Here is a 12,065-nt window from a genome sequence, read left to right on the forward strand (position 1 = left end):
ATAACGGATGATATATTGTATGAAGGAGAGAAAATCATGAAATGGAATCAATTCCGATTAAAAACAACAACTGAAGCAGAAGATATTGTTAGCAGCATGCTGGCGGATCTTGGAATCGAAGGCGTGCAGATTGAAGATAAGATCCCGCTTACACAGCAGGACAAAGAGCAGATGTTTGTGGATATATTACCAGATATTCCGGAAGATGACGGAGTTGCCTATCTCACATTTTATCTTGACCCGGATCTGGATGCAGGAACGATCCTTGCACAGGTAAGGGAAGAAATGGAACAGATGCGTGCATATGTAGATGTAGGAGATGCAACGATTGAGGAATCCGAGACAGAAGATGTGGACTGGGTAAATAACTGGAAACAGTATTTCCATCAGTTCTATATTGATGATATCCTTGTAATTCCATCCTGGGAAGATGTAAAAGCAGAAGACAGTGATAAACTGGTGATCCACATTGATCCGGGTACAGCTTTTGGTACAGGAATGCATGAAACAACACAACTTTGTATCCGTGCGCTGAGAAAATATGTAAAAAATGGAGATCTTGTTCTGGATGTAGGATGCGGAAGTGGTATCCTGGGTATGCTTGCACTGAAGTTTGGTGCAGGACATTCCATCGGAACAGATCTTGATCCGTGTGCGCTTGATGCCACCCATGAAAATATGGAAGTAAACGGTATAGTAAAAGATCAATATGAAGTTATGATCGGTAATATTATTGATGATAAAGACGTGCAGGATGCTGTCGGATATGAAAAATACGACATTGTACTTGCTAACATCCTTGCGGATGTTCTGGAGCCACTGACTCCGGTAATCGTACACCAGATGAAACCGGGAGCTGTATATATTACAAGTGGTATCATTGAGGACAAAGAAACAGTTGTAACAGAGGCTGTAAAGGCGGCAGGACTGGAAGTCCTGGAAGTGAACCACCAGGGGGAATGGGTTTCTGTTGTCGCACGTAAAAATGCATAAATAAAAACAGGCAGCTCAGACAGGAGAAAAAAAGATGCAGCATTTTTTTATTGAACCGTCCCAGGCAGAAGGTGAGTGGATACGTCTGAATGGTTCGGATGTGAATCATATGAAGAACGTTCTGCGTATGCATGCGGGGGAACGTGTGACAGTCAGTGACGGAGCTGGAAAGACATACCAGTGTGTGATTGATTCTTATGAAGATAAGGAGGCCGTACTTAAAATAGAATCGCAGGAAGAGAGCAGTACAGAACTTCCATCCAGAATTTATCTGTTCCAGGGACTGCCAAAGCAGGAAAAGATGGAGTGGATCGTGCAGAAGTCGGTAGAACTTGGAGCTTATCAGATTGTTCCGGTTTCCATGAAGCGCTGCGTTGTAAAATTGGATGCGAAAAAGGCAGCAAAGAAGCAGGAACGATGGCAGGAAATTTCCAGAAGTGCGGCAAAGCAGTCCGGCCGGAGTGTAATCCCGGAAGTTATACCGGTGTGTACGTTTAAAGAAGCACTGGAACAGGCAAAGCAGCTGGATATCATTCTCGTACCGTATGAATGTGCAGAAGGTATGAAAGAAACAAAAACACTTCTTAAGAAAATATGGCCGGGGCAGAGCGTTGGGATATTTATCGGACCGGAAGGCGGATTTGAAGAAGCAGAGATCGAACAGGCACTGGCGGCAGGCGCACATACGATCACACTGGGAAAGAGGATTTTAAGAACGGAGACAGCGGGACTTACAACGTTGTCGGTACTTATGTTCCATTTGGAAGAATGATACATAAGCTAATAGTGAAAATAAGCAGGAGAGAAGAACATGAAAGAAGTTTATCTGGACAATTCAGCAACAACCAGAGCTTACGACAGTGTCGGAAAACTGGTTGCGCATGTGATGTGCGAAGATTATGGCAATCCATCTTCTCTGCACAGAAAAGGCGTTGAAGCAGAACAATATATAAAAGATGCAAAAGAGACATTTGCCAGACTTTTAAAAGTACAGGAAAAAGAAATATTTTTCACATCTGGAGGAACAGAGAGTGATAATCTAGCGCTGATCGGAACAGCAATGGCAAACAGACGCGCAGGTAATCATCTGATCACGACAGGAATTGAACATCCTGCGATCATCAATACGATGCGCTATCTGGAAGAACAGGGATTCCGGGTTACATTTCTTCCGGTTGACCGTTATGGAAGAGTGCAGTTAGAGGCATTGAAGGAGGCACTCTGTGATGAAACGATACTGGTGTCTGTGATGTATGTAAATAATGAAGTTGGTTCTGTACAGCCGGTCGCAGAAGCGGCAAGTATTGTGAAAGCATATAATAAAAATATTCTGTTTCATGTAGATGCAGTACAGGGATTTGGCAAATACAGGATCCATCCGAAGAAACTGGGTGTAGATCTCTGCTCCATCAGCGGTCATAAGATTCATGGACCGAAAGGAACGGGAGTGCTGTATATTGACAGCAAAGTGAAGATCAAACCAATTCTGTTTGGAGGAGAACAGCAGAAGAATATCCGCTCCGGTACGGAAAACGTTCCGGGTATTGCAGGACTGTCTCTTGCAGCGAAGACAATTTACGAGGATCTGGATGAAAAAGTGCAGAAGATGCGTAAGCTGAAAGAGCATTTCATCGAAGGAATTGCCAGGATTGAAAATACGACGATCCATGGGCTCTATGATGAGACGAGTGCGCCGCATATTATCAGTGTCGGATTTGCAGGTATCCGAAGCGAAGTGCTCCTGCATGCACTGGAGGAAAAGGGAATCTATATATCCTCCGGATCTGCCTGCGCTTCCAACCATCCGCAGGTGAGCGGCGTGTTAAAAGGAATCGGAGCAGGGCAGGAATTTTTAGATGCCACACTTCGCTTCAGTATGTCGGAATTTACTACATCAGAAGAGATTGACTATACTTTGGATACCCTTTATAATATAGTACCGGTGCTTAGAAAATATACCAGACACTAACCGGTCCGGAAGCGAAAAGGAGACATAAGATGAGATTTCATACTTTTTTGTTAAAATATGGAGAGATTGGAATTAAAGGAAAGAACCGTTATCTTTTTGAAGATGCACTTGTAAGACAGGTGCGTTACGCTTTAAAAGATGTAGAAGGAACTTTCACTGTTTATAAATCACAGGCACGTATTTATGTGGACTGTGAAGGTGAATATGATTATGATGATACAGTAGAGCATTTAAAAAGAGTGTTCGGACTGGTAGGTATCTGTCCGGTTGTCCGGATGGAAGATCAGGGCTTTGACCAGTTGAAAAAAGATGTCGTTGCATATATGGATGAAGTATATCCGGATAAGAAGCTTTCTTTCAAAGTGGAAGCAAGAAGAGCGAGAAAATCTTACCCGAAGACTTCCATGGAGATCAACTGTGATCTGGGAGAGGCAATTCTGGATGCATTCCCGGAGACACATGTAGATGTGCACAAACCAGATGTAATGCTGCATGTTGAAGTACGTAATGAGATTTATGTGTATTCACAGATCATTCCGGGAGCAGGCGGAATGCCGGTTGGAACAAATGGAAGTGCCATGCTTCTTCTGTCAGGCGGCATTGACAGCCCGGTTGCCGGCTATATGATCTCCAAACGTGGAGTTGGACTGGAAGCAACTTATTTCCATGCACCACCGTATACAAGTGAACGTGCAAAGCAGAAGGTTGTAGACCTTGCAAAGATTGTAGCAAGATATTCCGGACCGATCAAGCTTCATGTGGTAAACTTTACAGATATCCAGCTCTATATTTATGATCAGTGTCCGCATGATGAGCTGACGATCATTATGCGTCGTTATATGATGCGGATTGCAGAACATTTTGCAAAAGCAGACGGATGTCTTGGAATGATCACAGGAGAGAGCATTGGTCAGGTCGCAAGTCAGACAATGCATAGCCTTGCAGCGACAAATGATGTATGCACACTTCCGGTATATCGTCCGGTCATTGGATTTGACAAACAGGAGATTGTAGATATTTCAGAGAAGATCGACACTTATGAGACATCGATTCAGCCGTACGAAGACTGCTGTACGATTTTTGTGGCTAAACATCCGGTTACAAAGCCGAATATAGAAGTGATTCGCAGATCAGAGGAGAAATTGGCTGAGAAGATCGATGCTATGGTTCAGGAAGCAATCGATACAGTAGAAGTGATTGAAGTAACACCGTAAAATAAAAAAGAATGTGCTCCGGCACATTCTTTTAAAGGTTAAAAATAATTACTCTACGATGTATGGTTTTAATGTTTCGAGGATCTTGTCGATTTCGCTGTCATCAGCATGGATGTTGAGGTCAATGCTCTTAGATAAATCCAGACTGAAGATACCCATGATGGATTTGGCATCGATCACGTATCTGCCGGATACTAAATCAAAATCATAATCATATTTTGTGATTTCATTTACGAAAGATTTTACTTTGTCAATGGAATTCAAAGAAATTTTAACTGTTTTCATTGAATATACCTCCTTGGTTTCATTTTTTTCTACACGTTTATCTTAGTTTTTTGTAGTCAAAAAGTCAAGGAATAATTTGTAAAGAGAGGAAAAAAGAAAATTATGAAGAAAGCAGCATTGCATAATCTTGGATGTAAAGTAAATGCATATGAAACAGAAGCCATGCAGGAGCTTCTGGAAAAAAACGGTTATGAGATCGTGCCGTTCAAAGAAGGTGCAGATGTTTATGTAGTCAATACATGCACAGTTACAAACATTGCGGACCGTAAGTCCAGACAGATGCTGCACAAGGCAAGAAAGATGAATCCGGATGCAATCGTAGTGGCAACCGGCTGTTATGTGCAGACTGAGAATCAGGAAGTGGACGATTGCATTGATATTGTGATTGGTAATAATAAAAAGAAAGATATTGTGGAGATCCTCAAACAGTACGAAGAGGAGAGAGAAAGAACAACCGATCTTATTGATATCGGACATACAAAGGAGTATGAGAATCTTCATCTGAGCCGTACAGGAGAGCATACAAGAGCGTATATCAAAGTACAGGACGGATGTAATCAGTTCTGCTCTTACTGTATTATTCCGTATGCAAGAGGAAGAGTGCGAAGCCGTGCCAAAGAAGATGTGATCGAGGAAGTAAAGACACTTGCTGCAAATGGTTATAAGGAAGTCGTACTGACCGGAATCCATCTGAGCTCTTACGGAGTAGATATAGAGGATAGCCTGCTTTCTCTTATTCTGGCTGTACACGAAGTGGATGGAATCCACCGTATCCGTCTTGGCTCACTGGAACCGGGGATTATCACGGAAGAGTTTGTCCGGACGATTTCCGCACTGCCGAAGGTGTGCCCACATTTTCACCTGTCTCTGCAAAGCGGATGTAATGCGACACTTCGCAGAATGAATCGTAGATATACGGCAGAAGAATATGCTGCAAAATGTCAGCTCCTGCGCAAATATTTTGCACATCCGGCACTTACAACCGATGTGATCACTGGATTTCCGGGAGAGACACCGGAAGAATTTGAAGAGTCCAGGGCGTTTGTAGATAGCATTGATTTCTATGAGACACATATTTTTAAATATTCTAGAAGAGAAGGTACAAAAGCTGCCGTTATGCCGAATCAGGTACCGGAGCAGATCAAGGCAGAGCGAAGCAAAGTACTGATTGCATTAAGTGAAGAGAAACAGAGCCGCTTTGAGGAAGAACTGATCGGAACTACACAGGAAGTGCTGATGGAAGAAGCTATAGAGAGAGAAGACGGAATCTGGCAGATCGGGCATACGAAGGAATATGTAAAAATTGGATATAAAACAGAAAAAAATCTGGCAAATCAGCTCATAAATGTAGAAATTGAGAGCCGTTTGCAAATAATACATTGAATTTTCGGTGTTAATAAGTTAGAATAAAATGAAAAGTATTTTTGAAGGACGTGAGTATATGAAAGATTTAAGCAGTACACAGTTTTTCCAGGTAGAAAGCGGCCCGCAGATTCAGGCAAAAGATATTCTGGAAATTGTCTATCGGGCATTGGTTGAGAAGGGATACAATCCGGTCAACCAGATCGTTGGATATATTATGTCAGGAGATCCGACTTATATTACAAGTTATAACGGAGCCAGAAGCCTGATCATGAAGATGGAGCGGGACGAACTGGTGGAAGAGATGCTCAAGACGTATATTGAGCACAACAAGTGGGTATAATATCTATGAGAATAATGGGACTGGATTACGGCTCGAAGACGGTGGGCGTTGCAATCAGCGATCCACTTGGCATTACTGCGCAGGGAATTGAGACAATTACACGCAAAGATGAGAACAAGCTGCGTAAGACCTGTGCAAGAATTGAGGCTCTGATCGAAGAGTATCAGGTGGAGAAGATCGTCATCGGGTTGCCAAAGCATATGAACAATGACATTGGAATCAGAGCTGAGAAGTCAATGGAATTCGCAGAGATGTTAAAAAGACGGACAGGTCTGGAAGTGCAGATGTGGGACGAAAGACTTACAACAATGGAAGCGGAACGTACCCTGATCGAAAGCAATATCAGACGAGAGGACCGCAAAAAATATATCGATAAAATTGCTGCAGTATTTATTTTGCAGGGATACTTGGACTCGGTAAAGTCGTGAGGTGTTTTTTGTATGGAAAAAATAAGATTTACATCGGATGAACTGCAGGAAGAGACAGAATTCTTTGTGTTGGAACAGACGAAATTAAATGGAGTGTCTTACATTCTTGTGACGGATTCAGAAGAAGACGATGCAGAGTGTTTAATTTTAAAAGATACATCAGCGGAAGAAGAAAAAGAGAGCATTTATGAGATTGTAGAAGACGAGAAAGAATTGTCAGCAATTTTAAAAGTGTTCGAGGAGTTACTGGAAGATATTGAGATTGAAAGGTAAGAACTTTATGTCTATCAGTCAGGAAAAGTTTAAACAAATGCTGAAAGAAAAAGGTTTGAAAGTTACAAACCAGAGATTGCTCGTTCTGGAAGTCCTTGCCGCACATCGGGACAGACACATGACTGCGGAGGATATCTATGAACTTGTAAAAGAAGACTATCCGGAGATTGGACTGGCGACGATATACAGGACAGTGCAGCTTTTGCTCGAGATGCAGTTGGTGGATAAGATCAATCTGGATGACGGATGTGTGCGATATGAGATTGGTGAGGCAAATGACGGAGAGGGTGAGCCACACCATCATCACCATCATCTGATCTGTAAAACATGTGGAAAAGTGTTCCCTTTCAGGGACGATCTGCTGGACGGACTAGAACGTCATATTGAGGAAGAGACAGGATTCCATGTGTTGGACCATGAGCTGAAATTCTACGGACAGTGTAAAAAATGCCGGAAAAAGTAGTACGGAGAGGCACATGGAGGTGTTAAATTGAAAAGAGAAAACAACGGAAAATTGCGTATCATTCCGCTTGGAGGTCTGGAGAAGATCGGAATGAACATTACTGCCTTTGAGTTTGAAGACAGTATTATTGTTGTGGACTGCGGTCTTGCATTCCCAGAAGATGATATGCTCGGAATCGATCTCGTTATTCCGGATGTGACATATCTGAAAGAGAACATTCAGAAAGTAAAAGGATTTGTGATCACACACGGACACGAGGATCATATTGGAGCATTATCTTATGTACTTCGTGAGATGAATCTTCCGATTTATGCAACGAAATTGACAATGGGAATTATTGAGAAGAAGCTCTCAGAGCATAATCTTCTCCGCAGTACGCGCAGAAAAGTAGTCAGACATGGACAGTCTATTAATCTTGGCAAGTTCAGGATTGAATTTATTAAAACAAATCACAGCATTCAGGATGCAGCAGCGCTTGCAATTTACTCTCCGGCAGGTATTGTTGTGCATACTGGAGACTTCAAAGTAGACTATACGCCTGTATTCGGAGATGCAATCGATTTGCAGCGTTTCGCAGAGATTGGCAAAAAAGGCGTTCTGGCGCTGATGTCAGACAGTACGAATGCAGAGAGACCGGGATTTACTCAGTCAGAGCGTACAGTAGGAATTACATTTGACCATATTTTTGCAGAGCATCAGAATACGAGAATTATTATTGCTACATTCGCTTCAAATGTAGATCGTGTTCAGCAGATCATTAACTCTGCATGCAAATACAACCGTAAGGTTGTTGTAGAAGGACGAAGTATGGTAAATATCATTCAGGTTGCACAGGAATTAGGTTATCTGAATGTGCCGGACAAGACATTGATTGAGATTGATCAGCTGAAAAACTATCCACCGGAGAAGACGGTCCTGATCACGACAGGAAGTCAGGGAGAATCTATGGCAGCACTGTCGCGTATGGCGGCAGATGTGCATAAGAAGGTTACAATTATGCCGGGTGATACAGTTATTTTCAGTTCTAATCCGATTCCTGGAAATGAAAAATCTGTTTCCAAGGTTATTAATGAGCTTTCTTCCAAAGGTGCCAATGTTATTTTCCAGGATGCACATGTATCCGGGCATGCCTGCCAGGAAGAACTGAAGCTTATTTATTCTCTTGTAAAACCGAAATATGCGATTCCGGTTCATGGAGAATACCGTCATTTGAAGGCCAATGCGGGAGTAGCAAGATCCCTGGGTATTCCGAAGAAAAATATTTTCCTGTTACAGTCCGGAGATGTACTGGAAGTCAGTGAGAATGAAGCAAAAGTTGTGGATAAGGTTCACACAGGCGAGATCCTTGTAGACGGACTTGGCGTTGGAGATGTTGGGAATATTGTGTTGAGAGACCGTCAGCACCTTGCTGAAGACGGAATTTTGATCGTTGTGCTGACGCTTGAGAAAGGAAGTAATCAGTTGCTTGCGGGACCGGATATTGTATCCAGAGGATTTGTATATGTAAGAGAATCTGAAGGATTGATGGAAGAGGCACGCAATGTTCTGACAAATGCCGTGGAAGATTGTCTGACACATCAGAGAAATGCGGACTGGAGCAAGATTAAGCTTGTGATCCGTGATACGATGAATGAGTTTATCTGGAAGAGAACAAAACGTAAACCGATGATCCTTCCGATCATTATGGACGTATAGAAGAAAAAGGACGTAGTAGAGCAGTCTTTACTACGTCCTGTATTATGTCAGAAGGAGGAAGACTTTGTGATCGTAGATGACAGAATTACAACCTACCTACATTCTCTGGAAATGCCGGATATTCCGGTGATCGAAGAGATTGAAAAAGAAGCGCTGGAAGCTTATGTGCCGATCATCCGAAAAGAGACACAGAGTTTCCTGAAAGTATTATTGACGATACAGAAACCGAAAAGAATCCTGGAAGTAGGAACCGCAGTAGGTTTTTCGGCTGTCTTAATGAGCCATTATATGCCAAAGGACGGACATATTATCACGATTGAGAATTATGAAAAAAGAATCCCGGTTGCCAGAGCAAATTTTGCCAGGGCGGAGAAAGAAGATAAGATCACATTGCTGGAGGGAGATGCTCTTGAAGTGATGAAAACGCTGGAAGGACCGTATGATTTTATTTTTATGGACGCAGCGAAAGGACAGTATATTCATTATATGCCGGAAGTACTGCGTCTGTTGGCGCCGGAAGGAGTACTGATGTCAGACAATGTACTTCAAGACGGCGATATAACACAGTCAAGATTTGCTGTTGAAAGAAGGAATCGTACAATTCACAGTCGCATGCGGGAATACTTGTATGAACTGAAACACCACGAAGGACTTCAGACATCCATTCTTCCACTGGGAGACGGGGTGGCACTGAGTGTGAAAAAGGAGGAAGAAAAGTAAGATGAATGGTAGACGACCGGAATTATTAATTCCAGCAAGTAATCTGGAAGTACTCAAAGTGGCGGTTATGTTTGGAGCCGATGCTGTTTATATCGGAGGAGAGGCATTCGGATTACGTGCAAAAGCAAAGAATTTTTCCAAAGATGATATGGCTGCCGGAATCCGTTTTGCGCATGAACATGGTGTACGTGTGCATGTTACCGTAAATATTCTGGCACATAATGATGATCTGGAAGGCGTGCGGGAATATCTCTGCGAATTGAAGGAATTAAAACCAGATGCGCTGATCATTGCAGATCCGGCAATCTTTGAAATGGCAAAAGAGATCTGCCCGGACATTGAACGTCATGTCAGTACACAGGCGAATAATACAAATTATGGCACTTACAATTTCTGGTGGAAACAGGGAGCAAAAAGAGTAGTTTCGGCAAGAGAACTGTCCTTGAAAGAGATTTCTGAGATTCGTAAGCATATTCCGGAGGAGATGGAGATTGAAAGTTTTATTCACGGTGCAATGTGCATTTCTTATTCCGGAAGATGTCTGCTCAGCAATTTCTTTACCGGAAGAGATGCGAATCAGGGAGCCTGTACACACCCGTGCCGTTGGAAATATGCAGTTGTAGAGGAAAAAAGGCCGGGACAGTATATGCCAGTATATGAAAATGAAAGAGGAACTTACATTTTCAATTCCAAGGATCTTTGTATGATCGAGCACATTCCGGAGATGATCGAAGCAGGAATTGACAGTTTCAAGATTGAAGGACGTATGAAGACGGCGCTGTATGTCGCAACAGTTGCAAGAACATACCGCCTTGCGATTGATGACTATCTGAAAGATCCGAAGCTGTATGAAGAACATATGCTGTGGTATCTGGATCAGATTTCAAATTGCACATACCGGCAGTTTACAACCGGATTTTACTTTGGAAAACCGGATGAGACAAGTCAGATTTACGACAGCAACACTTATGTAAGAGAATACACATATCTTGGAATTATTGGCAAAGAGTCAGACGGAAGATACCGCATTGAGCAGAGAAATAAATTTTCGGTTGGCGAGACGATTGAGATTATGAAGCCGGATGGACAAAACATAGAGACGGTTGTCCGGGCGATTATCAATGAAGACGGGGAAACACAGGAGAGTGCCCCGCATTCCAAACAGGTTCTCTATATCGAACTGGATAAAAAAGCAGAGAAGTATGATATTTTAAGAAGAGCGGAAGACATAGAGGCTTAAAAACAGATGATTTGAGAATATAGGATGTCAGACAGAGAAACCTATTATATGCGGACTCTGTCTGGCATTCTTTTCTATGCCAGAAAACTTCGTCCTAAAGCGCTTTTATAAAAAATGATTGTATTTTCGATAGAGATACAGTATACTATTAGCCACATAAGAAAGAGAGTCCGGCAGATCTTAACCGGAACATCTATAATCTGAAATTGTCACATATGCGTGATGGTTTTCATAAACAGATCTTATAATTTTTCAACAAAGACATAAACAGATACGATCCAACAAAATACCAGAAAAAGATCATAACAGATGGAAAAGCACAAAAAAGAATACTCTTACATAAACTATAAGCAAATACCCTGAGAGGTGCGTTCCTTGAAATCATTTCCGAAACCCCTCACTGCAGCAGAAGAAGCTTATTATATGCAAAAGTATACAGAGGGCGACCTGAAAGCAAAACATATTCTGATCGAACGGAATTTGCGCCTTGTTGCACATATTGTGAAAAAATATCCATCCAGAGAGGAGGATGTGGAAGATCTTTTGTCGATCGGGACAATCGGGCTTATTAAAGCAGTTGTAAGTTTTGATCCGGAAAAACGTGTGCGTCTGGGAACATATGCGGCGCGGTGCATTGAAAATGAGATATTGATGCATCTGCGTGCGAAGAAAAAAATGTCCCGGGAAATTTCACTGTACGAGCCGATCGGGACAGACAGGGAAGGCAATGAAATCCAGCTTTTTGATGTGATCGAAACAAAAGAAGAAGATGCGCACAGACATGCGGAATTAAAAGAATCGGTCCGGATTTTGTATGCAAAAATGGAGTCGGAATTATCTCAGAGAGAACGGCTGGTTCTGAAAATGCGATACGGACTTTATGGGGAAGAGGAGTATACGCAGAGGGAGATTGCCGGACAGCTTGGAATTTCTCGTTCTTATGTATCACGGATTGAGAAAAGTGCGATCGAAAAACTGCGTACATTTTTTTAGCTGTTATAGTAGCCGGAGGAAACTGTCGCTGGCGGAGTTTTGCAGGTACAGCAGTAAACGCATGGAATAAGCAGGAAGAAAGAGGTG

At 42.4% G+C, this 12,065-nt stretch carries 14 protein-coding genes; 13 read left to right on the plus strand and 1 reads right to left on the minus strand.

The features are described from left to right. Nucleotides 1–36 precede the first annotated feature (36 nt). Genes prmA through thiI form a run of 4 tightly spaced genes read left to right on the plus strand, consistent with a single transcriptional unit; the run spans nucleotide 37 to nucleotide 4,176 of the window. The gene (prmA, locus tag DXC04_RS05560; protein WP_021861616.1) at nucleotides 37–993 is read left to right on the plus strand and encodes a 50S ribosomal protein L11 methyltransferase; all 957 of its coding nucleotides are present in this window, start codon (nucleotides 37–39) and stop codon (nucleotides 991–993) included. 34 nt (nucleotides 994–1,027) lie between these two features. After that, nucleotides 1,028–1,765, plus strand: a complete 738-nt coding sequence (locus DXC04_RS05565) for a 16S rRNA (uracil(1498)-N(3))-methyltransferase (RefSeq protein ID WP_118660344.1) — start codon at nucleotides 1,028–1,030, stop codon at nucleotides 1,763–1,765. Between the two features lie 39 nt (nucleotides 1,766–1,804). Continuing rightward, the gene (locus DXC04_RS05570; protein ID WP_118660346.1) at nucleotides 1,805–2,962 is read left to right on the plus strand and encodes a cysteine desulfurase family protein; all 1,158 of its coding nucleotides are present in this window, start codon (nucleotides 1,805–1,807) and stop codon (nucleotides 2,960–2,962) included. A gap of 29 nt (nucleotides 2,963–2,991) precedes the next feature. Then, a complete protein-coding gene (gene thiI / locus DXC04_RS05575) occupies nucleotides 2,992–4,176 on the plus strand; it encodes a tRNA uracil 4-sulfurtransferase ThiI (RefSeq protein ID WP_021861613.1) in 1,185 nt (394 codons plus the stop codon). Nucleotides 4,177–4,224: 48 nt separating this feature from the next. Here thiI and DXC04_RS05580 read toward each other — a convergent pair whose 3' ends face one another. Continuing rightward, nucleotides 4,225–4,461 (minus strand): HPr family phosphocarrier protein, encoded by a 237-nt coding sequence (locus DXC04_RS05580; RefSeq protein WP_021861612.1) that lies wholly within the window; start codon nucleotides 4,459–4,461, stop codon nucleotides 4,225–4,227. Between the two features lie 102 nt (nucleotides 4,462–4,563). On the opposite strand from DXC04_RS05580, the gene mtaB reads away from it, so the two are divergent. The 9 genes from mtaB to sigK all read left to right on the plus strand — a co-directional run bounded on the left by mtaB (nucleotide 4,564) and on the right by sigK (nucleotide 11,978). Then, nucleotides 4,564–5,844, plus strand: coding sequence for a tRNA (N(6)-L-threonylcarbamoyladenosine(37)-C(2))-methylthiotransferase MtaB (gene mtaB / locus DXC04_RS05585; RefSeq protein ID WP_118660348.1), 1,281 nt, complete (start codon nucleotides 4,564–4,566; stop codon nucleotides 5,842–5,844). A gap of 58 nt (nucleotides 5,845–5,902) precedes the next feature. Beyond that, a complete protein-coding gene (locus tag DXC04_RS05590; RefSeq protein ID WP_021861610.1) occupies nucleotides 5,903–6,166 on the plus strand; it encodes an IreB family regulatory phosphoprotein in 264 nt (87 codons plus the stop codon). A gap of 5 nt (nucleotides 6,167–6,171) precedes the next feature. After that, the gene (gene ruvX, locus DXC04_RS05595) at nucleotides 6,172–6,594 is read left to right on the plus strand and encodes a Holliday junction resolvase RuvX (RefSeq protein ID WP_117538144.1); all 423 of its coding nucleotides are present in this window, start codon (nucleotides 6,172–6,174) and stop codon (nucleotides 6,592–6,594) included. A 12-nt stretch (nucleotides 6,595–6,606) separates the two neighbouring features. Next, nucleotides 6,607–6,867, plus strand: a complete 261-nt coding sequence (locus DXC04_RS05600; protein ID WP_117538145.1) for a DUF1292 domain-containing protein — start codon at nucleotides 6,607–6,609, stop codon at nucleotides 6,865–6,867. A 7-nt stretch (nucleotides 6,868–6,874) separates the two neighbouring features. After that, nucleotides 6,875–7,330 (plus strand): Fur family transcriptional regulator, encoded by a 456-nt coding sequence (locus DXC04_RS05605; protein ID WP_021861607.1) that lies wholly within the window; start codon nucleotides 6,875–6,877, stop codon nucleotides 7,328–7,330. Nucleotides 7,331–7,357: 27 nt separating this feature from the next. After that, nucleotides 7,358–9,025: a ribonuclease J gene (locus tag DXC04_RS05610; protein ID WP_118660350.1), complete on the plus strand. Its 1,668-nt coding sequence runs from the start codon at nucleotides 7,358–7,360 to the stop codon at nucleotides 9,023–9,025. A gap of 66 nt (nucleotides 9,026–9,091) precedes the next feature. Then, complete coding sequence (locus DXC04_RS05615) at nucleotides 9,092–9,745, plus strand: O-methyltransferase (RefSeq protein WP_118287759.1); 654 nt, start codon at nucleotides 9,092–9,094, stop codon at nucleotides 9,743–9,745. A gap of 1 nt (nucleotide 9,746) precedes the next feature. Beyond that, nucleotides 9,747–10,985 carry a peptidase U32 family protein gene (locus tag DXC04_RS05620; RefSeq protein ID WP_021861604.1) on the plus strand — a complete coding sequence of 413 codons (1,239 nt, stop codon included), beginning with the start codon at nucleotides 9,747–9,749 and terminating at the stop codon, nucleotides 10,983–10,985. 375 nt (nucleotides 10,986–11,360) lie between these two features. Next, a complete protein-coding gene (sigK, locus tag DXC04_RS05625; RefSeq protein WP_117538148.1) occupies nucleotides 11,361–11,978 on the plus strand; it encodes an RNA polymerase sporulation sigma factor SigK in 618 nt (205 codons plus the stop codon). Nucleotides 11,979–12,065 lie beyond the last annotated feature (87 nt).

Source organism: Dorea sp. OM07-5 (genome assembly GCF_003481355.1).
GTDB lineage: Bacteria > Bacillota > Clostridia > Lachnospirales > Lachnospiraceae > Dorea_D > Dorea_D hominis.

What these genes read in the sequence shown, in the direction of transcription:
- DXC04_RS05570 (WP_118660346.1), top strand. Translation starts at nt 1,805, where the DNA reads ATGAAAGAAGTTTATCTGGACAATTCAGCAACAACCAGAGCTTACGAC.
- DXC04_RS05590 (WP_021861610.1), top strand. Translation starts at nt 5,903, where the DNA reads ATGAAAGATTTAAGCAGTACACAGTTTTTCCAGGTAGAAAGCGGCCCG.
- DXC04_RS05600 (WP_117538145.1), top strand. Translation starts at nt 6,607, where the DNA reads ATGGAAAAAATAAGATTTACATCGGATGAACTGCAGGAAGAGACAGAA.
- DXC04_RS05565 (WP_118660344.1), top strand. Translation starts at nt 1,028, where the DNA reads ATGCAGCATTTTTTTATTGAACCGTCCCAGGCAGAAGGTGAGTGGATA.
- DXC04_RS05605 (WP_021861607.1), top strand. Translation starts at nt 6,875, where the DNA reads ATGTCTATCAGTCAGGAAAAGTTTAAACAAATGCTGAAAGAAAAAGGT.
- prmA (WP_021861616.1), top strand. Translation starts at nt 37, where the DNA reads ATGAAATGGAATCAATTCCGATTAAAAACAACAACTGAAGCAGAAGAT.
- DXC04_RS05580 (WP_021861612.1), bottom strand. Translation starts at nt 4,461, where the DNA reads ATGAAAACAGTTAAAATTTCTTTGAATTCCATTGACAAAGTAAAATCT.
- thiI (WP_021861613.1), top strand. Translation starts at nt 2,992, where the DNA reads ATGAGATTTCATACTTTTTTGTTAAAATATGGAGAGATTGGAATTAAA.
- ruvX (WP_117538144.1), top strand. Translation starts at nt 6,172, where the DNA reads ATGAGAATAATGGGACTGGATTACGGCTCGAAGACGGTGGGCGTTGCA.
- mtaB (WP_118660348.1), top strand. Translation starts at nt 4,564, where the DNA reads ATGAAGAAAGCAGCATTGCATAATCTTGGATGTAAAGTAAATGCATAT.
- DXC04_RS05620 (WP_021861604.1), top strand. Translation starts at nt 9,747, where the DNA reads ATGAATGGTAGACGACCGGAATTATTAATTCCAGCAAGTAATCTGGAA.